This is a genomic window from Pectobacterium sp. PL64 (assembly GCF_022477975.1).
GTDB lineage: Bacteria > Pseudomonadota > Gammaproteobacteria > Enterobacterales > Enterobacteriaceae > Pectobacterium > Pectobacterium jejuense.
This window is the reverse complement of the sequence record NZ_CP092070.1, coordinates 2595630-2620854: the sequence shown is the minus strand read 5'-3', so window position 1 is coordinate 2620854 and position 25225 is coordinate 2595630. Positions and strand designations below refer to the sequence as shown.

The window sequence follows — 25225 nt, the reverse complement described above, 5'->3', positions numbered from 1 at the left end:
CTACTCGTTACGAGGGAAAATAGTGTGCAACGCCTGGCAGGACTCTTCATAGTTACTTTGTTCAAACATACCCTGCTGCAAAAAGGCTTCCAGATGCGGGTAAAGCCGAATTGCTCTGTCAAGCATAGGGTCGCTGCCTGCGGCGTAGGCACCAACACTGACTAAATCACGGTTACGTTGGTAGCTGGATAGTAACTGTTTAAACTGCCTTACAGAAGCATAATGCCCTTCATCGATCAGCGCTGTCATCGCACGACTAATTGATGCTTCAATATCAATTGCCGGATAATGACCAGACTCAGCTAATTGACGTGACAACACGATATGTCCGTCAAGGATGGCACGAGCGGAGTCAGCAATAGGATCCTGCTGATCGTCACCTTCTGTTAGAACAGTATAGAAGGCGGTGACTGAACCACCTCCATGAATACCATTACCTGCGCGCTCTACTAGCGCGGGTAATTTAGCGAAGACAGAAGGGGGATAACCCTTAGTCGCCGGCGGTTCGCCAATGGCTAACGCAATTTCACGCTGTGCCATGGCATAGCGCGTGAGCGAATCCATGATGAGTAGAACGTGATGGCCGCGATCGCGAAAATCTTCAGCAATACGCGTGGCATACGCTGCACCCTGCATCCTTAATAGTGGAGAAACATCGGCTGGTGCAGCAATAACGACGGAACGCGCTCGCCCTTCGGTACCCAGGATATTCTCGATAAAATCTTTTACTTCTCGGCCACGTTCACCGATAAGGCCGACAACGATGACGTCAGCCTGAGTATAGCGTGCCATCATTCCCAATAGCACACTTTTACCCACCCCTGAACCAGCAAACAGCCCCATTCGCTGCCCGCGACCTACGGTAAGTAAGGCGTTGATAGCTCGAACCCCCACGTCCAGAACACTTTCGATTGGCGTTCTCTGTAATGGGTTGAACGGCGGCGTAATCAGTGGTGCACGATAGCCTGTATCCGGCGCGGGTAAACCATCCAGCGGTTTTGCGCTACCATCCAGTACACGACCCAGCAATTCAGGGCCTAAGGGCAATTGTTTTCCTTGACTGCTGCTGCCTTGGCCGACGCGAGCGTAGACACGCGCTCCAGGGGTAATACCTTCAACTTCTTCCAGTGGCATAAGAAAGAGTTTTTGCCCGTTGAAACCAACAACTTCGCTTTCGATTTCTTCAACCTGTGAGCCATTCTGTCGTTCAATGAGACAGGTAGCGCCCAGTGGCATATGTAACCCTGTTGCTTCCAATACCAAACCTGTCGCCCGGGTTAAGCGGCCGTAACGACGCACCGAGGGCGTGTCATCAATGCGCTTCTCAAATGAATCGAGAGAAGAAAGCCAGCGTCCGAGGCGTGAAGTCATTATAGCTCTCCCGGTGCGGCTAAACGGCAAAGCTCATGCCAGCGTGTCGCCAGACTGGCATCTAGATCGCCTTCTTCTGCGCTGACTTTACAACCACCAGGGTGAAGTTGACTATCGGCAAGCAATCTCCAACCATGCAAGCTGAGTGTCGGACCCAAATATTGTTCAACACGTTCCAGGTCTGAAGGGTGAACACGCAGCTGCGTTTTCCCTGAGAACATCGGCTCTTGCTGAATCAATTGCTGTATTTGACCAAGCAGCGCATTACCATCGCATACCGGAGGTTGCCCCAGAATCTGCTTGGCTGCGGTCAACGCTAACTGCATCAGGCGAGCCGGGATCACACTGTCGAGTGTATCCAGCGTCTGTTGGAATTCGGTGACCATTTGCTGCATCTGTTCAATAATCGGTTGCTGCTGCTGTAAGGCGTTCTGCAACCCCTGCTGTTGCCCCTTGGCTAAACCTTCCTGATAACCGGCGTCATAACCTTGTTGATGACCTTGCGCAAAACCCGTTTCTCGCGCCTGTTGCATTGTGCTTTCACGCAGAGATGCGAGTTCGTCCTCTGCAGCAGAAAGGGCGTTTTCTTCAGAGAAACGCTCCATGTCCGGCAATTCAGGATCATCATTGACCTGATAGGCTGGAACGGGTTTTGAAACGGTTTCAGCCAAATCGTTAGGCTTCCAGGGCTGCCAGGCCAGGTTTTTGGGGGCGTTAGACATAAGCATCCTCGCCGCCACCGATAATCATCTCGCCGCTGTCTGCCAGTCGACGGACGATAAGCAGAATGGCTTTCTGTTCGTTTTCGACCTGCGACATACGTACTGGACCGCGGGTCGAGAGATCGTCTCGAAGAATTTCCGCAGCACGCTGAGACATATTGCGCAGGAATTTCTCGCGTAAAGGCTCTTCGGCACCTTTCAATGCCAACAGCAGAGACTCGGACTCGACTTCTTGCAGAAGGCGCTGGATGCTGCGGTCGTCCACGTCCACCAGGTTTTCGAACAAGAACATTTCGTCGATGATTTTCTGTGCCAGTTCGCCATCGAATTCGCGTACTGCATCGATAACCGCTTCTTCCTGCTGGGTTTTCATCAGGTTGATAATCTCAGCTGCAGTACGAACACCACCCATTTTGCTGCGTTTGAGATTCTGGCCATCCAGCAAGCCATTCAGAACGTCTGTCAATTCTGCCAGTGCTGAAGGCTGAACGCCGCCGAAGGTCGCGATACGTAGCATAACGTCATGACGAAGACGTTCGTCAAACAGGGCTAAGATATCGGCAGCCTGAGCACGCTTCAGGTGCACCAGGATTGTTGCGATAATCTGCGGATGTTCGTCGCGAATAAGGTCTGCGGCAATCTGCGGCTCCATGAAGTTGAGTGTTTCCATTCCACTCGTAGAGTCGCGGCTTTCCAGAATATCTTCCAACAGGCTAGACGCTCGCTCTTCACCAAGGGCTTTAACAAGCACTGAGCGAAGGTAGTCACCCGCATTCACACTGAGCGCGGCATATTGCTCTGAATCAGCCTCAAATTCTCTCAGGATTTCGAGCAACTGCTGTTGTGAGACCTGTCGCATATTCGCCATTGCAGAACTAAGGTGCTGGACTTCTTTAGTCGAAAGATGAGTAAAGACTTCTGCGGCGCGGTCTTCACCAATGGTCATCAATAAGATGGCGCTTTTTTCTGTTCCTGTCAGGTTCATAGTTCAGTACTCATCCATTGACGAATTACCAGAGCGACAACGCGTGGATCGTTCTCTGCCATTTCACGTATGCGGTTACTTTGCATTTCTGCATTGACGCGTTGCTGCGATTTCCGTTGCTGTTCAACTTCCGAGCTACTCAGGTTGACCATAACATCTTTGTCTGCGCCTTGAGACAGGGTAGCTGCTGCCAGTGCCGCTTCTTGTTGCTGTGCTTTTCTCTGCAACTGCGGACGAACCAGTTTACGCCACAGAATCCAGGCAACGATCAGGACCAGCAGCCAACGGCCTGCTTCCATCAGGAGATCGAAGAATGCCTGTTTTTGCCAGAACGGGAGTTCGCCAGAACCGTCGGTGCTGTCCATAAATGGCGTATTAACGACATTTAATGTATCGCCACGTTCAGTGGAGAAGCCCATTGCTTCGCGTGCTACTGTTTCAATCTGTTTGATCTGTTCTTCCGTCAGTGCAACCGGTTTGCCGTCCTCACCAGGAGGCTGGTAGTTAACAATAACGGCCGCAGACAAGCGCTTCACACCACCTGAGCTGTGTTTGGTATGTAAAATCGTCTTGTCGACTTCATAGTTGGTTGTTGCATCATTGCGAACATTGGATGTTTGAATAACGGTATTCGCATTTGCCGCATTAGCTTGCGCACCTGCCGCATTGTTTTGGTTCTGCTGGCCAGCCTGATTGTTTGCATTGGCATTATTTGGTGGTGTCGCGATAGGGGCTGTCGGCGCCGGTGCGGGCTGATTGGTTAATGCACCAGGAACGCCACCGACATTCGGGCCTCCTCTTTGCTCACTCTGGCTGGTTTGCTGAGAGCGAACTGCCGCTTTATCTGGCGGTTGGTTGGGTTGATACTGTTCGTCAGTTTGTTCACGAGCAGAGAAATCGATTTGCGCGGTGACCTGAGCATGTACGTTACCCATGCCAACCATCGGGGCGATAATAGACTCGATGCGGCGTTGGTACATCGCCTCGACTTCGTTGCTGTACTTCAGTTGTGCAGCATTCAGATCGCGGCCGCTGCCGCCAGCCTGCGTTAACAGGCGTCCGGTCTGATCGACGACCGTGACATTATCTGGTGGCAGGCCAGCAACACTGCTTGAAACCATATAAACGATGGAATTGATTTGCCCTTCATCTAATGCACGACCCGGCTGTAATGTCAGGGTGACGGACGAAGAGGGGGCTTTTTGCTCACGAACGAACAGTGAAGGCTTCGGTATAGCAAGGTGAACTCGCGCATTCTGAACGGGGCCGAGCGTTTCTATCGTTCTGGACAGCTCACCTTCCAGCGCACGCTGGTAATTAATCTGCTCACTGAATTGGCTGATGCCAAACTTTTCCTGATCGAGCAATTCAAAGCCAACTGCGCCGCCTTTTGGCAGCCCCAATTGAGCCAGTCGGAGTCGGGTCTCATAGACATTTGCGGCGGGAATCATGATCGCCCCGCCATTTTCCGCAAAGCGATAAGGGATATTCAGCTTCGTTAATTCGCTGACAATAGCACCACCGTCACGGTCATTTATATTGCTATAAAGCACACGATAGTCTGGACCTTTGGCCCATAGCGTCAACGCAACGACGATTGCAATGGTCGCAGCAGCTGCGATCAATAACGGAATTTTCGGATTGGCGCGTAACCGGTTGAGTATCTCGCCAAAGCTATTTTTACCGGTAGCGGTTCCGGTGAATGAGGCGTTCATACTCTATCTCTGCTTGGTTGTTGAACGATATACTTAACGTTGTGACGTGACAAAACAGAACTCCCTGATTGCGCAATCAATAAAACATTTCGCCTACATTTGTGGGCATGTCATTATTTTCCGTAAAAGAAAAATCGATGGGTCGATAAGGTGGCATTTTTCGCGCTAATTGTGCGATTTATCTGAAAAGCTGTGTGATAGGGTAATGCTGTCATAGAAAATGCATAAGCAGTCATACTCTGTATGATGTAGTGAGGTGTTATGTCAGTTCAAGGTATTGATGGCGTTTTACAGCAAATGCAGGTCAAAGCTCTGCAGGCTGCTGACACGCCAATAGCCAGACCATCGGTAGAACCTGGTTTTGCCAGTGAGCTGAAGGCCGCGATCGATAAGATCAGCGACACGCAGCAGACGGCTCGTACGCAGGCTGAAAAATTTACCCTGGGTGTGCCAGGCGTGGCATTGAATGATGTGATGGTGGATTTGCAGAAATCATCCATTTCAATGCAGATGGGCATTCAGGTGCGTAATAAACTGGTATCTGCGTATCAGGAAGTGATGAATATGTCTGTTTGATGTCGTCTAATGACATCAACCTGCAACTAGCAAAGTCATTGTGCGTAATCTCACTGTTAATGCAATGAAATTACGCACAATCTTTATTTGTGCTGGCCTCCTGCCCGTGTCTATTCCCTGTCTTCACGTCCTCTAATCTCTAAATTCTTAACGCGTACTGATTTCGCTATGCTGATAGTCTGAGCATACAGAGTAAAAGCACCATTTATGGGTAAAAAACGCGCCGTATCAGGCGGAGATAGGGGCGCGTGTCTTATATAACGGGTACAAAATTATGAACTTGGATCACCGGGAGCGGGTTCACCTGGCAGTAGTCGCTGCCCTGAAAATTCGTTATACGTTGTATTAATTGACTTTTGCTTCAGTGACTGCCCCATTAACGAACTTAACTCGTCCATCCGCTTCTGCAGAAGTTGCTTTACTTTCGCTTCATTATCCATCACTTCCTGCAAAACCTGTCGCAGATGCAAACGCATCACGCTGTCAATTTCGTCAGGAATTGGGGTATTAACTAAGCCTTCAACGGACTGAACATAAACAATCTCTTGCTCAACCAACGCATCCCACTGGCCGCTGACGGCCAAATGAAGAATTTTTTGACTCAGAGACAAAAGCTGTTGGTAATCTTTTAGAAGCCGATGGGGGGAGGCCATTAACGTACTTCCTGCTCTGGTTTGTAATTAGGGCCGATTTGCCGCCAGGCATCGGCGATATTTTCCAGTAACACTTCGACTTCTTCTATTGCTTTGGGATCGTTATGTAGATTGGCAATCAACAAACGTTGAGACATGTAGTCATAAAGAGCAGACAGGTTTTCAACGAGTTCTCCCCCTCTTTCCATGTCCAGCCCGGCTTTTAGTCCGTTATTAATAATGTTGATTGCTTTAGATAACGCCATGCCTTTACCTGGAATATCACCTTGCTCCATGAGGATGCGTGCGCGCACCATTGCACTGCGCGCACCATCAAACAGCATGACGATAAGCTGGTGTGGGCTTGCGCTCATCACACTGCTTTCAAGGCCTACCTGAGCGTAGGCCTGGCTGCCTTTCGTGTTGTACATCGGATTACCTATCTTTCTTTCATCGAAAATTTAGAGTTTAGAGAACATGCTGGTCAGCTGGTTAACGGTACTGCTCATATTAGACATGGCTTTATCCAAGTCAGTAAACTGCTTCTGGTAGCGAGCAATCGTCTGTTCGATACTGTCACTGACGCGTTTGTTTTGAGTATCTAACGCTTTCAATGTGTTATTTATGCTATCTTCTTTCGTCTTAATCGTTCCCTCTCTTGTATCGAGAACTTCTTTTAAATAGCTGCGAGTCTGTGTTGCAAAACCGGTTTTATCATTGTTTCCTACGAAAAATTCTTGCACTTTTCCTGGTTCTTCTTTCAGTGCTTTGTCGAGAACCGTATTGTTTATTTCAAGTTTGCCGGTCTTAAAGTTTTGCGTAATACCTAAATCAGCAAGAATGCGAAATTCGCCGCTTGAACTCTGAACGGTCGTCAGTTGGGCTTTGAGTTTATCCTGAATACTACGGACGGTTGAGTCGCCTATCAGGGCGCCATTGCTAGTGGACTGCGCTTCCCCTGCGTCAACCGCAGTGTATTTGGTTTGTGAAATAATGGTGTCTTGTAGAGCATTATAGGCATCAACCCATGCCTTAACCGCGTCTTTCATCCCAGTAATATCTTGATCGATGGTCAAGGTTTCAGGTTTGTCTGTTTCTGTTTTTGCTTGTAACGTTAGTGTGACACCTTCGAATGCATCATCGATCGTATTACTTTGGCGTTCAATTTCGATACTGTTTGCAATGATGACTGAGTTTTGTGCCGCGACTTTCTCAGTCGTTGAACCCAAAACATTGTTGCTATCAGTTAATGTAATCTCGCCTTTTTCACCGCTATTTTTAGCGGTTAACATTAAATAATACTCGTTGTCTTTCGCCTTCACGACGCTGGCGTTTACGCCACCATTCGCTTTGTTAATCGCATCGCGGACATCATTAAGTGAGGTCTGCCCCCCTTTAACGTCGATGGTCAGTGATTTTCCATCAGCTTGAGCAATTTTGAGCGTAGTATCCGTTGAGCTTAATGCAGCTGTTGCACTGGTTTGAATCGAGGATGTAATCGAATGTGCTTGCGCTAATTGTTTTACTTCTACGCTGTAACTGCTTGCAACTGACTTGCTGGTTGTTGTAGCAGTGAAAGCCTTATTGGTGCTGGAGACCTTGGTATTAGTAATGCCGTCAATAGAACCGGTAACGATACCAAAAGATTCAGACTTGGCTAAGGCATTGTTAGCGGTATTAAGTTTGTCTAATGCACTTTTAAGCGCGCTAACACCCGTAAGCTGAGCTTTGTAACTACTCTGTTGACTGGTAATTGGTGTTAGGCGCTGGTTTTCAGCGGTTCTTAGGTTGTTTAACAGAGTGTTTAATTCCAGACCTGAGCCTACACCTAACGAAGAAATGCTTGCCATGAGCGAGTCCTTTTATTCCGAGTTTAGCTATCTATGTAAGAGTTATCGGCAGTATCAGTAATAAGTTTAGCAGGTAAGCTAACGTAGCTTTTACTGTGCCATACCTTCCTTTGATGAGGCATCCTCATCATGCCGTAATTCCCATGGAGGATGAAGCAAAATTGCAAGATGGTTTGGGCACTTATTTAAACGGTGGGAACCTGTTTAAAAATTTTTGGCAAAAAAATTAAAGCTTCTGAAAAGCGTTCCGATAAATGTTAGCGACGGGGATGAACCCGTGGGTCTAACCCGAAACTTACATCTCATCGATTAAGGAAATCTATTATGGCCGGTATTAACACTAACGTAATGTCTCTGATTACTCAGAACAACCTGAACAAATCTCAGTCTTCTCTGGGTACCGCTATCGAGCGTCTGTCTTCTGGTCTGCGTATCAATAGCGCTAAAGACGATGCTGCTGGTCAGGCGATTGCAAACGGTATGACTGCACAGATCAAAGGTCTGACTCAGGCTTCTCGTAACGCCAACGACGGTATTTCTCTGGTTCAGACTGCTGAAACTAACCTGAACGAAATCAACAACAACCTGCAGCGTATTCGTGAGCTGTCAGTTCAGGCTGCAAGTGACACCAACACCACTGAAAACCGTGCATCAATCGCACTTGAAATCTCTCAACGTGTTTCTGAAATCGACCGTATCACCAATACCGCTAAATTCAACGGCATCGATCTGCTGAAAGGCGGTAGCATCACTATTCAAGTTGGTGCGAACACCAGTAGCGATGATGCCATCACCATCGGTTCCAGTGCGTTGATTAGCTCTTCTGCTTCAGACTTGGGGGTTACTGGTTTGCAGGTTTCAACTGCAGCTCTCGCAACAGCATCAATCAGTGCAATTGATGCTGCTCTGAAACAGGTCGATACTGCTCGTAGTAACCTGGGTGCGATTCAAAACCGTTTCGAGTCTACTATCACTAACTTGAATAGTACGGTTAACAACCTGTCTGCTGCTCGTGGCCGTATTGAAGATGCTGACTATGCGACTGAAGTGTCCAATATGAGCAAGGCCAACATCCTGCAACAGGCTGGTACCTCTGTATTGTCCCAGGCTAACCAGGTTCCACAAAACGTATTGTCTCTGCTGCGTTAATTTTCCGACGCACATCTTTATCACTATGATGATAATGCTCAACCAGCCCTCGGGCTGGTTTTTTTATACGTATCGTAGTGATGCTGATAATTGCCCGGCTAAGGCTGCGCTGTTCTTTCGATTGTCATTCCTGATTTTTGTTAGGTTAGTAAGCTATTATTAATAAATATAGGCCTGTTCCCTAATGGTTCTTAATCCATCCTCGTCTGCCGGTACCTCTTCATCTGCTAATAGCACCAATGTCTCTAAGATCCTTTCCTATACATCACCGGTGCATTTACAAGCTGTTGCTTGGTTACATGGCGTAAAATGTGCTGCGCCTGAAAAAGCGAGAGTCTTAGAGCTAGGGAGTATGGCGGGGGAGAATCTTCTCCCTTTTGCGCTGGCCTATCCACAGAGTTCATCTGTTGGTATCGATCTGGACGTGGAAAAGATTGAAGAAGGGCAACAACTGCTGCTTGAACTCGGCGTTGAAAATCTTCAACTTGCAGCTATGGATTTAAACACCTTACTGGAAAGCCAGTTAGGGCAGTTCGATTATATCATTGTGCATGGCGTTTTTGGCTTGGTTAGCGGTGAAGCTCGAACTGCATTACTGCAATTTTGCCAGCAACATCTTTCTCCCGTCGGCACGGTAAGCTTCAAATACGCGACATATCCTGGGGGGAAAATGGCTGAGGTATTGAAGGATGCCTTAAGCCTTCATACAAGTTTAGCTGAAACGGTGGAACAGCAGCAAGAAAGCGCTAGGGCTATGCTGACGTATTTATCTTTGGGGATGTCTCCCCACAACGATCAGGAAACGTCCCTACGTAAATGGGTTGCAAAAGCTGAACTACAGGGAGATGTTGAGTTAGCTCTAAATTATCTACAGGGCCTGAATGAGCCATGCTATCTGTTAGATTTTAACACGTTAGCCACTGGGGCAGGCCTGACTTATGTCGGTGATATTCAGCCACATACAGAATTAGCTGAACATTATGGTGAAAATGTTTCTAGCATGCATCAAGTCATTTGTTCGTCGATGCACAAAGTGTTGAAGCAACAATATCTTGATTTCGCTGTTGGAAGAGAAAGTAGATTTACTCTACTTGTGGCACAAGAACGTTCAGAAGAAGTCTTACCTGAGCCGGACTGGTCGCGGTTAGCTGATTTTCACTGGGCTGGTAGCTTCCTTCCCTTTTATACAGAACAGGGAAAATATACCAATGGATGGAAGTCTGCCTCAGGTGTCATGGTTACAACAAATCATTCACTGACGCAGCGTGTGTTAACTACGCTAGGTGAATCCTGGCCTTTAGCCCAGTCTTTTGAGCAGCTTTTATTTAATACCCGCCTGCCGGAAGAGCCTAACGTAGATGAGCGTGCTCGTTTGCAGGAAGCATTGAAGGCCCTGTTTGCTAAAGGGTTAGGTTGTTTGCACTTTCGCCTGGGTGAGAGCGTTTATCTGAACAGTTCATCGACAGAGCTTTGCCTATTACCTGGTTTCTTAAAGATACAAAATAGTTTTAACTTCTGGCACGAGCCTGTTTCGATCGAGTTATCGGACTCTGAGAAAGTATCTCTCGCTTCCTGGGATTCATGGGCTATCCAACAAGATAACAGGTTCTTCCCTACCATGTGGCGTTTACAGAGACATGGTGTTTTGCTCGGTAAATTGCGGGCATGGCAACGTTACTTTCAGAGTGCCTTGCTGGCAGCGTCTGGAATAAAAGAGATCATGTCGTATACTGGTGCACTAGTGTTTTATGTAAGCGATCCTAAAACAGGTGGTGTCTACAAGGCACCGTTACTTTCTAGTGGGTATTCAGTAAAAGCGATCAGTATTCCTGAAAAAACGGTGCGTGAGGTAGCTCTTCTGATTGCGGATGGCAAGTTTACTCAGGCAAGACGTATCGCAGAAGTATTGACACAAAAAGATCCTGAGAATATTGAAAACTGGAATTTACTCGCAGATACATTAAGAAAGACGGGCGATCCAGAAGGCGCTTCTCTTGCGCTGATACAGATTCTCTCCCGACATTTATTTAGCTGGAGTGTGTATTATGACTTGGCTACTCAAAGTTGGGAAGCAGGGCTAAAACGAGAAACATTGAATCTGGCACGTAAAATAGTGCGATGTGATCCAGCAAATGCGCGGGTGTGGAACCTTTTATCTGTAATCCATTTAAGCCTCTATAACATAGAGCAGGCGGAATTTTGTTGTAAAAAAGCTATTGAACTGAGTGAAAATGATACTGCCATATTGAACAGCATGGCTGCTATCTATGAATCGCGCTCTCAACAGGATGAAGCGAATGAATACTTTCGGCGAATAATTGAGCTTTCTCCAGATGCTTCACATTTGCATAGCAATCTTCTTTTTGGTCTAACACACAGTAGTACTATTTCACCAGAAAGCCTTTTTCTTGAACACCGTGAGTTTGGTCTGCGCACTGAAACGAGAATGACTAAATTGAAGCCACAACTTCCAGTGCGGAAAATTGATAAAGACCCGGAGCGGGTTTTACGTATTGGTTTTGTTTCTGGTGATTTAGGGCTCCATCCTGTGACTAATTTTCTTGAACCAGTATGGAATTCTATCAATCTAGAACATTTTTCTTTGTATGCTTATGCGACATCGATGTTAAATGACGAGGCCACTAATCGTTTAAAAGAAAGAGCAACTGGCTGGCACAATGTAAAGGATAAAAGTGATGTAGAACTAGCAAGACTGATCTGTGAAGATCAGATAGATATCTTGTTCGATCTTTCGGGTCATACTGCGTATAACCGTTTACCTATGTTTGCACTGAAGCCAGCACCGATACAGATTAGCTGGATCGGTTATCCTGGGACAACGGGTTTAGATAGCATGGACTATCGTATTATCAATAAAAATTACGCAGCCCCTGGGTTTTTAGATAAGCAGTTTACAGAAAAATTGATATATTTACCGTTCCCCAAAATTTTTGAAAATGTAGAAAATTGTCCTGACGTTAATATTTCTCCGGCAATGAAAAATAATTTCTTTACATTTGGGAGTTTTAATCGAGTCAAAAAAATAAATGATGAAACATTATCTATTTGGGCTTCTGTTTTACACAGAATACCAACAGCTCGGTTGATCTTGGGAGCGGTGTCTGGTAGCGGTGTTAGAGATTTATTATGTTCGAAATTTAAATCATTAGGTATTGAGGAAGATCGTTTTGAATTTCACGATAGATTGGCAATAAACAAATATCTTAAAATGCACCACAACATTGATATGCTACTTGATACATTTCCATACGGTGGGGGAACGACGACTAACTACGCTCTTTGGATGGGAGTGCCTACACTAACGCTAAATGGTGATAAGTTGGCGTCAGTTGCTAGTTCTGGATTTATGAAAACATTTAAATTAGATTCATTTGTTGCTTATGATAAAGATGAATATATAGAGAGAGCTGTCTACTGGGCTAATAACGTAAGTGAATTAAATAATATAAGATTAACTATGAGAGAACGTATTCTTGCATTAGGTCAGGGAAAAGCTAATCCTGCAGAGTACCTTGAGAAGGCGTTAAAGAAGACATGGTCACTGTATTGCTCTGGTTATGATGCAATCAGTTTTTCTATTGAAGAGTGATGGGCTGTATTTCGTAATACGGTATAGGTGAATATAATGAAAGCGAAAAATCATAATGATATTTATGTCACTAGCCCACTGCTACCACCATTGGAGGAGTTTATTCCTTTTCTCGAAGAAATCTGGAGTAGCAAAAAATTAACAAATGGAGGTAATTTTCATAATCAGTTAGAGGATGAATTGGCGAATTATTTAGGTGTAAAACATCTATGTCTTTTTTCCAATGGTACATTGGCTCTCCTTGTTGCTTTACAAGCATTACGTGTTACTGGAGAAGTTATTACTACCCCATATTCATTTGTTGCAACGTCACATTCTTTGTTATGGAATAGGTTACAACCTGTGTTTGTGGATATTGATCCTGTAACATGCAACCTTTCTCCTGATAAAATAGAGCAAGCAATTACGCCTGCGACATCGGCGATTCTTCCAGTACATTGCTATGGTATACCTGCTGATGTTGATGAAATCCAAAAAATTGCTGATATTTATGGATTGAAAGTCATTTATGACGCAGCACATGCATTTGGTGTTAAAAAAGATGGTATGAGTATCTTAAACCATGGGGATCTCTCTATTCTCAGTTTCCATGCAACCAAAGTTTTTAATACGATAGAGGGCGGGGCAATCATTTGTCCTGATGCAAAAACCAAGAAAAGAATTGATTACCTTAAGAATTTTGGTTTTGCAGATGAAGTGACAGTTGTTGCACCTGGAATTAATGGGAAAATGAATGAAGTGCAGGCTGCATTTGGCTTGCTTCAGCTTAAACATATAGATCACGCGTTGCAGAAAAGAAGGGCTATTTATGATAGATATTGTGATCTATTAAAAGGAATAGCAGGCGTTCGGGTTATTAATATACCTAGTCAAGTTGAATGGAACTATTCATATTTTCCTGTTTTTTTCTCCAAGCCGTTTCACAGAAGCCGTGATGAAGTTTATCTTATATTAAAAGAGAATAACTTTTATTCTAGACGTTATTTCTATCCATTAATAAGTTCATTTTCAATGTATAGAGGTCTTGATAGCGCTAAGCCTAATCTGCTTGATCATGCCCATGCGGTCTCGGAGAGTGTGCTTTGTTTGCCTATCTATCCAGATTTATCATATGATGATGTGTTAAGCATCGTTAAAATTATAGTAGGTTGACAATGGAAATTGACTCGTCAGATGTTAACATTAGGTTTGTCATTTTTTCCGGCGCAAATGAGCGAGCTATTATTGCCTGTTGCAGGCATTTCATAAAAAATGATATTAGTTTTTCCATCATTTCCCGACCATTGAATGACATTATTTTTTTATCGAAATATAGAAAAAATGTCGACTCGTCAAGAAAGTCTGATGTACTTTTAATTGATGACATGGTTTGTTGCATTACTGAACTAAGAGTAAAGTATCCAAATGACAACCTTGTTTTTTTACCAACAGCTGAGTCAATTATTCGGATTGTTTTAGAAAACAAAGCACTGTTTATATCTAAAGGTTTGGATATCAGGTTAGTAAGTTTAGATGTGTATTTAAATATATCCGATAAATGTCGATTCCTAAATATTGGTAAAGAGTTCAATATTGATATTCCTGGTGAAATAGTTTCCCCTGATATCATTGATATTCCTTTAGTTGCTAAACCAAAAGCAGAGTTTTCTTCTAAAGATCAAGTAAAGATCTATCCAAAGCTTATTTTTAATGAAAATGAACTTCAGGAAATATTAGATTCAAAATATAATGATGAGTATTTTTTTCAGACATATATCGATGGAGATAGTTACTATTATTTGGCTTTCATTTTCCCTGATGGAAAATATGATATTGCTTATCAAAAAAATATATTACAGCAAGGAAATGGAAAGTCTATTATAGCTGCAGAGCTATGTGAATGTCCGGATAAAGTATTTGAAGATAAAATAATAAATCTTCTTAATTCAATAGGTTTTTTTGGATTTATAATGATCGAAGTGATGCAATACAAAGGGATAACATATTTAATTGAAGCAAACCCAAGATTGTGGGGGCCATTTGACCTTGCATTGAAAGCTGGTTTCTTACCTGAGAATGTATTCTTCCAAAGAAAAATCGCTATGAAATATAAAAATGCTAAGTACATATGGCTAACCGGCCTTATCGACTCATTATCTAAGAATGATGATGTTCGTAATTATGTAAATCATAAAAATAAATTTTTCCTTTTTTTGTCTTTTATTTTTTCGGATTTTTATTTAAAATTCGATACTATTGGTATTTTCTTTTATGAATTTAAGAAGAGCATACGTAATTTTTTAAGGTGAAATATGAAAGATGTAAAAAGTAATTTAATCTCGCTTATTGAAAAAAATGGTAAGCACACCGCTTACCAATCATTACCTAGAATGGTTAAAGATATTATCGGTGATAATGTTTATCATGTAGGTTCAAAAGCAGATGAGTGTCGATTTGATTACATTAAATCAAAAATAAATTTTCATGACAAAAAAATTCTTGATATCGGATGTAATCTAGGTTATTTCACATTTAGTGCGATAGACTGTGGTGCTCGCCATGTTGTTGCCTATGAGGGATTTACTTCCCATGCTGATTTTGTGAGTGCTGTTTCATCAATGTTAGAACTGGAAGAACGGATATCTGTTCACAGTAAATATTATTCATTTAGTGGTGATGAAAATACATATGATGTCATTTTTTTGTTAAACGTTTTGCACCATGTTGGAGATGATTATGGAGATAAAACGCTACTCATAGAAAATGTAAAAGAGAATATTGTAAAACAGTTAAATAGTATGTCTGCCAATACAAATACTCTTGTGTTTCAGTTGGGGTTTAATTGGAAAGGAAATTCAAACTATGGTTTATTCGCTAATGGTACTAAACAGGAGATGATTGACTATATTAAAGTCGCAACTGATGGTATATGGAACCTTCGTGCTGTTGGTATCGCAGAAAAAACAATAAATGAGAACATCATTTACAAAGAATTAAATAATGATAATGTTAAGAGGCAGGATGAATTGGGAGAGTTTTTTAACCGGCCAATATTTATTTTGGAAAAGCATGTTTAATAAAAATTCTATATATATTTAGTTGGTTGATGAAAGGCTATTGTAATTTTCTCTGTGTAAAATAAAGACAATAATAAAATGGATTGTTTTTTAACTCGGTTATGATTTGATAATCTACATGTCGGGTTGGTTGAATTTTTAGCAATTATAGTTATCTGATAAATAGAGTTTTATAATGTCGCCTCTAAATGGGGGAGCTTAGATGACTTTCTACCCTATAAAATTTTTAACAAGAGATTATAGTAGGGGAGGCTCCATAGAGATAATAATTTTTTTTAAAAGGGCAAGTTATGTCTGAATATAAGAATTCAAAATTAATGCATCAATTTTATCGAGATGTGTTTTCTCGTGAAATTGACCTCGGTGATATCGGCGAATTTCCACACCACTTTGTTACAGCTATCATTCGTGGGAATACTAATATTTTATTTATCAATAAAGAAATTTATGGCTATGATAGTGGCTTAGAGAAAAACCATGATGCTGCCTTAAAACAGTTGTTGCTTACTATATCACTAGCTAATATAGCATTCGATGAGAAATTTAAAGGGAAAAGAGTAAGGTTGCCCGATGATTATATTGCGAATATACGAAATTCATTAATGGAGGTTATAAATCTTAAACCTTGCGTAGAATATCTTGTTATCGCTATTCAATTATTATTTAGAATTGGTGATATAGAAAAAGTTGTTGAGTTGATTAATAATAATTTCTCCATATTAAGTGATTCTCCACCAGTATTTAGAATATTACTAATGATTTGCATGATCGAGGAGGATTATGAGCCAGCTCTTCCTCTGGTTAAGGAAATGACCATTAACCAAAAACTTATCGGCGAACACTGGTTTGCATTATTAATAGTTACTTGTGCCATTTATAAACTAGGAGGGTATCCTGATTCTTATATAGATTTCCGTCCACTTTTAAAAGGCAATGAATTTCCTTCTGATGATGACTATAAATGGTTGATTAAGCAGGAGGAAAAAAATGGAAAAGTAACGGTAATTATCTCGTGTGACATAAAATATTATTATGAGCATGCGATATCAGCCTTGTACTCGATATATGAAACTAATAAAGATAATTTCAATGTGCATTTTCATGTTTATAATATAGATGATGAAACTTACAGTGATGTATTAAAGAAAAAAGCATCTTTCCCTGAGTTAAATATATCATGTACTACTGAGTATTTCTCTGGAATGAAGGGCATGCATGTTCACTACGCGTCAAGGCGTTTCACTTTTGCTCGCTATGCGTTGTCAATATTAAAATCTCCCGTTCTAGTTCTGGATGCTGACTGTTTATTTAGAAAGAATTTTTCAGACACACTTAAACAATGGCATTCATCAGATCTTGTCCTAACAGAAAATGAAAGTACACCATTCTGGGAAAAAGCCTTGGGAGGATTCGTTTATCTGGGAGGGGGGCTAACCTCACAAGTATTTATCGATAAGGTAGCATCTTTTATTCATTGCAATCTGCTAAGTGATAATAGTGTCTGGTTTTTAGATCAGATTGCGCTTTCTGCTGCTATCGATACTGTGGGTATGCCTGGTGATATTTCGCGAATAGATTCTGCTATTGTTTGTGATGCAAATCATGTAGGATATTCATTATTATGGGTAGTGACGACAGTCAAAAATGCAAATGGGAAATATTCCGATTATAAAAAACAGTTGATTGAAAAATACCATAGCATTTAGTCTTTTATTCATGAATAAGCAAGGCCGATGTGCCTTGCTTATTCTTATTTTAATATTCGAGAGATCCCAGCTTGCGCTGGCGCATAATTCCCACATTTTTTATAAAATGTAACCGCTTCATTTAGCATGTTATGGCATTCTAGAATTACTGCAATATTGTGATTAGCTTTGTAAGAGTTGACACCGCTTTTTCTTCCTGAAGGCATGTTAATGCATTTCTGGAAGTGGTCCAATGCCCCCTGAAAGTCGGAGTTATTCATAAGTACTAAAGCTTTTAAAAAAACAAAGTCAGTAGATGAACAGTATTTTTCATATTTTAATATATCTAATGACTTTACATATTCACCAATGTTTATAAGGCTATATCCATAACATTCAATTAAATTTTCATTATAGGTAGGGAAGGCGTTTTCTTGGAGTTCTAGTGCGATGGAGAAGCTTTTTATAGCAGCTAAATAATCTTTATTCAGGTAATGGCTTTTCCCTAACTGATAATGAAGGTATGGTTCTTTTGGCGTGTCGCTAATAGCTTTTTCTAACATGCTAATATTTCTTGCTATTTTATTTGTTTGGCGAAGAGTCTCTTGTTGATAACCAATGTGATTTAATACTATAGGGGCCATAAACCACTTTACTGCATGCGAATTAATTTTCTTGGGGATAATTTGCTCGTGAATAATCCCTTCATAGTGATAGATTTCTTTTCTAAAAAGCCGATTAAAGCACTCTTTAACAACACTCTCCTCACCATCTTCGTCTAAATAATCCAATCTTTCTATGTTACCGATATGGTTTGTATGTTGGTGTATGAGCTTAGATAACATTGCTATATCAACTGATTGAATTTCTTCATCAGCATCGACAACTAAAATCCAATCATATTTGGCAAATTGTAGTGAGTAATTTCTCGCAGCGGAGAAATCTGATATCCATTCAAAGTCATAAACTTTGTCAGTAAAAATTCTGGCGATATTTTTTGAGTCATCGGTCGAGCCAGTATCAACGACAACAATGTCGTCAAAATATTTTGCTATTGCTTTCAGTGCGTTGCCTAAGTGCAAAGCTTCATTTTTCACGATCATGCAGACTGATATCATTTATGCACCGCATTTTTAAAGGCTTGATATTACTCAATACTATATTAATTTATCAGTGATAACAATTTGATACTTGTTCTCGATTGACAGAAACAAAAGGGTGAATGAGTGGCCGTAGGCTTTTATATTATTGATTGTAATACTTTTGATATGCATTAGTATTTACATCTACTAATACTACGTGTTTCACATTACTGTTGATCCTATGAGGAGAAAATTCGGGTTTATCTGTTCGAGATCTGCGCTAGAATCTTCTCCTTTCAGAAGAGATGTGAGTCACAAATTTGCTGTCGCATTGCACCATCTGTACGTGCCAGTTGTGTTTCTCTCCGCAGACTCCTTACTCAATCCTGTCATACATAGCATGAATAACCCTCCTTTTTTGACGCTATTCAGGCGATTGGCTACCCTACCTAAAAGCATAATAGTGTCGATAACATTATCATCGTAGGTATTTGTCACTGTGAGCGATTTGTATACCGCCGAAGGCACAATGGATAAAAATTCCCTTTGGAAGCGCTATGTTCCACTAGTGCGCCATGAAGCCTTGCGTTTACAGGTTCGTCTCCCCGCGAGTGTTGAACTTGACGATCTGCTACAGGCTGGCGGTATCGGCTTGTTAAGCGCAGTTGAACGTTATGATTCGTTACAAGGTACGGCGTTTACCACCTATGCTGTCCAACGAATCCGCGGTTCGATGCTGGATGAATTACGCAGTCGTGACTGGGCTCCACGCAGTGTACGGCGTAATGCGCGGGAAGTGGCACAAGCAATGCAACAGGCTGAACAGCAGCTCGGTCGTACTCCAACGGAGCAGGAAGTTGCGCAGACCTTGAATATCACGCTTGAGGATTATCGTCAGATATTGCTGGATACGAATAACAGCCAGCTTTTTTCTTACGATGAATGGCGTGAAGAACATGGCGACAGCGCAGAGGCGTTACTGGAAGGCAATGAAGATGCGAATCCATTGCATCAACTGATGGAAGGCAATTTGCGCCATCGTGTAATGGATGCGATTGAAAGCCTGCCAGAGCGCGAGAAGTTGGTATTGACGCTTTACTATCAGGAAGAGTTGAACCTGAAAGAGATCGGTGCCGTTCTTGAAGTCGGAGAGTCGAGAGTCAGTCAGTTGCATAGCCAGGCGATAAAGCGCCTGCGCGTGAAATTAATGAACGATGTTTAATTGCGCTGCGTAGGAATACTGTTATCAAAGTATATCTTCAGTCACTGAAGTAGCAGGACGATGACCATGTTTGAATAGTGATGCGTGTCTTGCATCAATATTTACATGATTCATGCCACCTGTTTTTAGCATACCAGGCTCTCTGGCGTAATGAACGATGCTATCGCTTCACATTGAAGTTATATATTGTCATGGAATGGATTCATGCACCCATCAATTCGGAAGAAACAGCTCCTAAGCCGTTATCTGAAAGACTTCAAACACAGACAAACTAACTGTTCCCAGTGTGATAAAGAACTCGACCGCGTTTCACTGGTATTTCGCAATCAGCTCATCAATAAAAAATCGATCGGCAGCATTGACCGGCTTATCGACGACGACATATGGTCGGGTCTGCAACAGGAATTAATCCCACTTTGCCGCTTTTGTAGCGAAATATTATGCAATACCACTGCTAGCTATTTCGATATTAAAGCTTTCACACAGTATCTGATTGAGCAGACTGAAGTCCGCCATAGCACAATGCGCGAGTATGTCATTCGCTTGCGGCGCCTGGATGAGCTGCTTGCCGCTAATAATTATCCCGCAGAAACTTTCTCCCGGCACCGCGATGGGGTACAGCAGCGCGTATGCGATTATCTTCCCGGTATTGAGCAAAATATTTACCGCAGCGCCTTACGAAAATACGATCAATATCTGGACTGGCAGCGGCATTTCTGACGCACATCATGCGTCTTTCTCAGGCTGACATTGCCAAACCATGGGATACTGACTATACGTAAATGTTATGACAGTGTAAAAAATGCTTGCATTGCAGAGGCATATTATTGCACTGTCATACTACTGAAATCATTCGGCACTAATTTTTAGGCAATGGTTAGCAGTAGTTCTACGATGCGATCAATCATTATTCAGTGGAATAGTCGTTGTCACAGTGAGGAACGCGAATGGTAATGTCCTTTTCTGGACTTTGTAGTCGATGCCAAGATTCTACGCCGCTGACTCGCCGATGCGAGGGATGTTCCTCCCACTTATTTTCAACACTGTGCCATTCTCTTGTTACCCAAACTCTCCGTATATTTTCTTTTTCTATCCATGAGCACTTGGCCCGTTTTTCACGCGGTTCGTGGATGAATCATGCGTATTCTCTGTCTGCTATTGGCTTAATAAGGAAGCCTAACCTCGTTAGTGAGTTAAACGTCACGCGCTGTAGAGCAGTGCGGTAAGTGAAACAAACTGTAAGGTGCCACTATGGGAAGACAAAAAGCAGTGATCAAAGCTCGTCGTGAAGCCAAACGCGTTATTCGTCGTGAGTCGCGTAGCCATCGTCAGCGTGAGGAAGAATCGGTCACTTCTCTGGTACAGATGGGGGGGATTGAAGCAATTGGAATGGCACGTGAGAATCGTGATAATTCCGTTATTCAAGCTCGCACTGTTGCCCAGGAACATTACTTGTCTGCGATAGAAAATAAACAGTTGATTTTTGCCACAGGCGAAGCTGGCTGCGGTAAAACGTATCTGAGCGCTGCGAAAGCGGCGGAGGCACTAATCCATAAAGAGGTTGAGCGTATTATTGTTACGCGGCCAGTATTACAGGCCGACGAGGATCTTGGCTTTTTACCTGGAGATATTGCGGAGAAGTTTGCGCCTTATTTCCGCCCGGTTTACGACATTCTTTTGCGTCGTCTGGGGGCTTCTTTCATGCAGTATTGTTTGCGGCCGGAAATCGCCAAAGTTGAAATCGCGCCTTTTGCGTATATGCGCGGGCGGACGTTTGAAAATGCGGTTGTGATTCTGGATGAGGCGCAAAACGTGACAGTGAACCAAATGAAAATGTTCCTGACGCGTTTAGGTGAGAATGTCACGGTTATCGTCAATGGCGATGTGACGCAGTGCGATTTGCCATCCGGGGTTAAATCCGGCCTGCGCGACGCACTGGAGCGTTTTGTTGAGGATGACATGATTGGCGTAGTCTCTTTCGGTAAAGAGGACTGCGTGCGTTCGGCACTGTGTCAGCGTACGCTCCATGCCTATGGCTGATGCTGGTGTGGCATGGGAATGAACATTCCTGTGCTGTTACCATAAAAAAAACGCCCTGATTTGCATCAGGGCGTTTTAATATCAGGCATGTACATGTTCGATGGATTGACTCGCGGCGTCCTGCCGCTCGCCCTGCGGGCCGCCGTTGGCGTCCAAAACGCCAGTCCTGTCGTTTTGTCGAACCAGTCAAGGCTTCTCATCCGTTCCAACTGTATAAAGAAAACGCCCTTAACTTGCGTTAAGGGCGTTTTCTTTTATATGGCGGTGAGGAAGGGATTCGAACCCTTGATACGTTTTCACGTATACACACTTTCCAGGCGTGCTCCTTCAGCCTCTCGGACACCTCACCGGGGGTCGCCTACAAGGGGCAACGGGGCGCTACTATAGGGAGTCACTTAGCTTCGGTCAAGCAGTATTTAGCGCGAACGGTGCGTATGGCTAAGCATTGAACGGTAACGGATAGTCCGCGTAACCGTGTCGTTAAAATGTAGGCAAAGTGAATGGATAATGGGCATAAAAAAACCACAGACCGCGATGGCCTGTGGTTTGTTTGTCAGCGAGTGGACGATTACGCCAGCAGCGTTTTGATGTAGCTGGTCAGTGCTTCGTCTTTGCTGTTAGCAAAGAAGTATTCCTGGAATTTAGGACCAGCAATTGCGCCTTTAACCAGATCCTGATCGAGACCTTTCAGGATGGTGATCAGATCGTTGTAGGTCACTGCTTTTACGGCATCCAGGATTTTCTTGTTACGTTGTTGAGGAGCAACGCGATCGCTCGGATAACCACGGCCGCCTTCTTCTTTGAACAGCTGGGTAAACAGGTTTTCCAGGTTCAGTTCAGCGCCCCAGCCAAAGCCTTTAGCGTAAGGAACGGATACAGCGTTACCGTTGTTGATCTGAGAGAACAGGTAAGCATCAGATGGGTCAACAACCAGACCGCAGATTACGCCTGGGAAAGAGTTACAAGCCAGCATTGCGCCCTGGCCAGTACCACAACCGGTCACAACGAAATCAGCCGCGCCAGAGTTCAGCAGGATAGCTGCCAGAATACCGTTCTGGATGTAGGTCAGCTGCGCTGCATCTTCAACGGCGTATTGGCCGTAGTTGTGTACAGTGTGGCCCAACGGTGCAACCGCTTTGGTCAGAGACTCGGCGATGATGGCGTTTTTGGCAGCTTGGCTGTTCTCGTTAATCAATGCAATTTTCATGTTCGTTCCTTTTCTGTGACGGACAAATACATTTTTTAAAACTGTATTTCAATTTGATGTGTGCAGTATACCGTTTCAAAAATAAAGCGCAAATCGTGGAAGCAAAGAATGCGGCACAGCCCATAGATTCAGGAAAAAGATGATGCAAGAAAAAGGGAGAGTAAAAGCCTAACATATTGAAAATGGCGCTGTATTTCAGCGCCATAGGGGAGGGTGTTATGCGTCAGGGAAGGTCAGCGTATTGCCCGGTGCTTCTCGATTAAGATGAAGAAAATTCAGATGTCGTTCGTACTGATCCAAAATGTCGTTAATCACCTGTTCTTTGCTGTAATCCATCAGGTCATTCCCTTGGCTCCCTTCCAACAGGAAAGTTTCAAGTCGGTAATAATCTGATTTACCCGAGCGGGCTCGGTAGGTAAACGCCGGAACGCTGTAGCGCTGAGGCCAAATTTGGTAAAGAAAGTTCTGTTCATCACCCAAATCCACCAACAGTTCGAGATGGTTCAGACGTTCATCTTCGACAGGTGGCAGCTCATTGACTTCAACGTTGGCACCGCGCAGGCGCAGCTCGCGTGCAACATCATCCATGGCGGCTTTACAGACGTTATCCAGCATTTTTTGCGTATGTGTTGTGCCGGGGAAATTCATGACGCGTGAGATGCGTTGCTTCCAGTTCAGACGGTCGTCGCCGGAGATTGGCATCGGTGCCGAGGTTTGTAAGGAGCTGGCTTTACGGTAATCCTCAACCCGCAGTGATTTGTACAATCCCGCCATAATAAAGAACATCACGAAGCTAAACGGTAATCCCATAATGACGGTGGTGTTCTGTAAGGCTGACACACCGTTTAGTCATCAGCATGCCCAACGTCAGCAGGCCAATAGCGACTGACCAGAAAATTCGCAGCCAGTTTGGCGCATCATTGTTGATGTCGCCAAGGCGAGAGGTGAAGTTGCCCAGCACCAGCGAGCCGGAATCGGCAGAGGTGACATAAAACAGCAAGCCGGTAATGGTCGCGACAGAGGCGCTCAGGCTGAAGCCAGGGTACTGCGCTAGCAGGCTGTAGAATCCGCGCTCAGGGTGCTGCATGACTTCATTGGCAAAATCCAGATTACCGTGGAGCACCTGATACAGTGCGCTGTTGCCAAAAATGGAGAGCCACAGCAGCGTAAAGACAAATGGAATGATCAGCGTGCCGACAACGAATTGTCGAATGGTTCTGCCGCGTGAGATACGTGCCAGAAACAGTCCAACAAACGGTGCCCATGCGACCCACCATGCCCAGAAGAACAGCGTCCAGCTATTCATCCACTCGGTTGGGCGATCGAACGCAAAGCTGTTAAGCGTCATGCCTGTAAAGCGATTAATGTAATCGCCAACGTTCAGCACCAGTGCGTTGAGCAGAAACTCGGTATCCCCCCAGAAAAGCAGGAAAAGAATCAAGCCCAGTGCGAGCAGGACGTTAAGCTCGGAGAGGAAACGAATACCGCGGTTGACCCCGGACGTCACGGAAACGGTCGCCATGATTACGGAAAGCAGGATGAGCGAGGCCTGAACGGTGAGATTTTCTGGGATCTGGAACAGGACTTTCAGCCCATAGTTAAGCTGAACGACGCCGATGCCCAGCGTGGTCGCGATACCGAAGATGGTTCCGAGTACGGCTGCGATATCAACGCTGTGGCCAATCGGGCCATTAATACGTTTACCAAAGATAGGGTACAGGGCAGAGCGAATCGTCAGCGGCAGATTATACCGGTAGCTGAAATAGCCCAGAGCAATGCCCATCAGCGCGTACATTGACCAACCAGTTAACCCGTAGTGAAACAGCGTCCAGACCATGGCCTGCCGTGCTGCCTCTATCGTCTGGCCTTGTCCTTCTGGTGGCATCATATATTGCGTGATCGGTTCCGCAACGGAAAAGAACATTAAATCGATGCCAATCCCCGCCGCAAACAGCATCGCAGCCCAGCTCATCAGGCTAAATTCAGGTTTCGACTGTTCTGGCCCGAGCTTGATCGATCCAAATCGAGATGACGCAATGAAGATGACGAAAACGATGTAGAGCGTGGCGGCTAGCAGGTAGTACCAACCAAATGTGGCAGAAACCCAGTTAAGCGCGTGGGTAATCCAGGCATTCGCTTCTTGGTTAAACAACATGGTCATCAGCGAGAAGGTCAGGATTAATCCCGCGGATGTGTAGAACACGACAGGATTCAGGCGATCCTGTTGGGGGGTTGTTTCTGATGCTGGCATGGTTATCCCTTGCGTGACGTGAACAGATACTCTGATTCCTCTCTCCACGAAGCGCGCTTAGCGCATATAAAG

General features: G+C 43.9%; 19 protein-coding genes, 1 tRNA gene and 1 pseudogene. 10 read left to right on the top strand and 11 right to left on the bottom strand.

Annotated elements, in window-relative coordinates:
* Genes fliI through fliF form a run of 4 tightly spaced genes read right to left on the bottom strand, consistent with a single transcriptional unit; the run spans nucleotide 1 to nucleotide 4793 of the window.
* Nucleotides 1-1371: a flagellar protein export ATPase FliI gene (gene fliI / locus HP572_RS11680; protein ID WP_240583272.1), complete on the bottom strand. Its 1371-nt coding sequence runs from the start codon at nucleotides 1369-1371 to the stop codon at nucleotides 1-3.
* Complete coding sequence (gene fliH / locus HP572_RS11675) at nucleotides 1371-2093, bottom strand: flagellar assembly protein FliH (RefSeq protein ID WP_240583271.1); 723 nt, start codon at nucleotides 2091-2093, stop codon at nucleotides 1371-1373. The genes fliI and fliH overlap by 1 nt, the downstream gene beginning before the upstream one ends.
* Complete coding sequence (fliG, locus tag HP572_RS11670) at nucleotides 2086-3078, bottom strand: flagellar motor switch protein FliG (RefSeq protein WP_103860356.1); 993 nt, start codon at nucleotides 3076-3078, stop codon at nucleotides 2086-2088. Before fliG ends, fliH begins: the two co-directional genes overlap by 8 nt.
* On the bottom strand, nucleotides 3075-4793 hold the full coding sequence (gene fliF, locus HP572_RS11665; protein WP_240583270.1) for a flagellar basal-body MS-ring/collar protein FliF: 1719 nt from the start codon (nucleotides 4791-4793) through the stop codon (nucleotides 3075-3077). Before fliF ends, fliG begins: the two co-directional genes overlap by 4 nt.
* Before the next feature lie 261 nt (nucleotides 4794-5054).
* On the opposite strand from fliF, the gene fliE reads away from it, so the two are divergent.
* Nucleotides 5055-5369 (top strand): flagellar hook-basal body complex protein FliE, encoded by a 315-nt coding sequence (gene fliE, locus HP572_RS11660; RefSeq protein WP_010279635.1) that lies wholly within the window; start codon nucleotides 5055-5057, stop codon nucleotides 5367-5369.
* 272 nt (nucleotides 5370-5641) lie between these two features.
* Here fliE and fliT read toward each other — a convergent pair whose 3' ends face one another.
* From fliT to fliD, 3 genes are read right to left on the bottom strand one after another with little or no spacing between them, the layout of a single operon-like run.
* Entirely contained in the window at nucleotides 5642-6022 is a 381-nt protein-coding gene (fliT, locus tag HP572_RS11655) for a flagella biosynthesis regulatory protein FliT (protein WP_240583269.1), read from the bottom strand.
* On the bottom strand, nucleotides 6022-6432 hold the full coding sequence (gene fliS, locus HP572_RS11650; RefSeq protein ID WP_180788283.1) for a flagellar export chaperone FliS: 411 nt from the start codon (nucleotides 6430-6432) through the stop codon (nucleotides 6022-6024). The genes fliT and fliS overlap by 1 nt, the downstream gene beginning before the upstream one ends.
* 30 nt (nucleotides 6433-6462) lie before the next feature.
* Complete coding sequence (fliD, locus tag HP572_RS11645) at nucleotides 6463-7851, bottom strand: flagellar filament capping protein FliD (RefSeq protein WP_240583268.1); 1389 nt, start codon at nucleotides 7849-7851, stop codon at nucleotides 6463-6465.
* A gap of 324 nt (nucleotides 7852-8175) precedes the next feature.
* On the opposite strand from fliD, the gene HP572_RS11640 reads away from it, so the two are divergent.
* From HP572_RS11640 to HP572_RS11615, 6 genes are all read left to right on the top strand, one after another.
* A complete protein-coding gene (locus tag HP572_RS11640) occupies nucleotides 8176-9000 on the top strand; it encodes a flagellin (protein ID WP_305852589.1) in 825 nt (274 codons plus the stop codon).
* A gap of 184 nt (nucleotides 9001-9184) precedes the next feature.
* A complete protein-coding gene (locus HP572_RS11635; RefSeq protein ID WP_240583267.1) occupies nucleotides 9185-12610 on the top strand; it encodes a methyltransferase regulatory domain-containing protein in 3426 nt (1141 codons plus the stop codon).
* A gap of 36 nt (nucleotides 12611-12646) precedes the next feature.
* Nucleotides 12647-13762: a DegT/DnrJ/EryC1/StrS aminotransferase family protein gene (locus HP572_RS11630; protein ID WP_240583266.1), complete on the top strand. Its 1116-nt coding sequence runs from the start codon at nucleotides 12647-12649 to the stop codon at nucleotides 13760-13762.
* Nucleotides 13763-13764: 2 nt separating this feature from the next.
* Complete coding sequence (locus HP572_RS11625; protein WP_240583265.1) at nucleotides 13765-14898, top strand: hypothetical protein; 1134 nt, start codon at nucleotides 13765-13767, stop codon at nucleotides 14896-14898.
* Between the two features lie 3 nt (nucleotides 14899-14901).
* Entirely contained in the window at nucleotides 14902-15666 is a 765-nt protein-coding gene (locus tag HP572_RS11620) for a bifunctional 2-polyprenyl-6-hydroxyphenol methylase/3-demethylubiquinol 3-O-methyltransferase UbiG (RefSeq protein ID WP_240583264.1), read from the top strand.
* A gap of 290 nt (nucleotides 15667-15956) precedes the next feature.
* Nucleotides 15957-17372, top strand: a complete 1416-nt coding sequence (locus HP572_RS11615) for a hypothetical protein (protein WP_240583263.1) — start codon at nucleotides 15957-15959, stop codon at nucleotides 17370-17372.
* A 44-nt stretch (nucleotides 17373-17416) separates the two neighbouring features.
* On the opposite strand, the gene HP572_RS11610 is transcribed toward HP572_RS11615, so the two are convergent.
* Nucleotides 17417-18469, bottom strand: coding sequence for a glycosyltransferase (locus tag HP572_RS11610; RefSeq protein ID WP_240583262.1), 1053 nt, complete (start codon nucleotides 18467-18469; stop codon nucleotides 17417-17419).
* Between the two features lie 463 nt (nucleotides 18470-18932).
* On the opposite strand from HP572_RS11610, the gene HP572_RS11605 reads away from it, so the two are divergent.
* The 3 genes from HP572_RS11605 (at nucleotide 18933) to phoH (ending at nucleotide 21695) form a co-directional block, all read left to right on the top strand.
* On the top strand, nucleotides 18933-19655 hold the full coding sequence (locus HP572_RS11605) for an RNA polymerase sigma factor FliA (RefSeq protein WP_014915881.1): 723 nt from the start codon (nucleotides 18933-18935) through the stop codon (nucleotides 19653-19655).
* A 204-nt stretch (nucleotides 19656-19859) separates the two neighbouring features.
* Nucleotides 19860-20375, top strand: a complete 516-nt coding sequence (gene fliZ, locus HP572_RS11600; RefSeq protein WP_010306119.1) for a flagella biosynthesis regulatory protein FliZ — start codon at nucleotides 19860-19862, stop codon at nucleotides 20373-20375.
* A 531-nt stretch (nucleotides 20376-20906) separates the two neighbouring features.
* The gene (gene phoH, locus HP572_RS11595) at nucleotides 20907-21695 is read left to right on the top strand and encodes a phosphate starvation-inducible protein PhoH (RefSeq protein ID WP_010279663.1); all 789 of its coding nucleotides are present in this window, start codon (nucleotides 20907-20909) and stop codon (nucleotides 21693-21695) included.
* 259 nt (nucleotides 21696-21954) lie between these two features.
* Here phoH and HP572_RS11590 read toward each other — a convergent pair.
* The 3 genes and pseudogenes from HP572_RS11590 to HP572_RS11580 form a co-directional block, all read right to left on the bottom strand.
* Nucleotides 21955-22044: transfer RNA gene (locus HP572_RS11590), tRNA-Ser, on the bottom strand.
* Nucleotides 22045-22263: 219 nt separating this feature from the next.
* Nucleotides 22264-22902 (bottom strand): RpiB/LacA/LacB family sugar-phosphate isomerase, encoded by a 639-nt coding sequence (locus HP572_RS11585; protein ID WP_010287191.1) that lies wholly within the window; start codon nucleotides 22900-22902, stop codon nucleotides 22264-22266.
* 216 nt (nucleotides 22903-23118) lie between these two features.
* Nucleotides 23119-25153 (bottom strand): annotated as a pseudogene (locus HP572_RS11580) (choline transporter).
* Nucleotides 25154-25225: the final 72 nt, after the last annotated feature.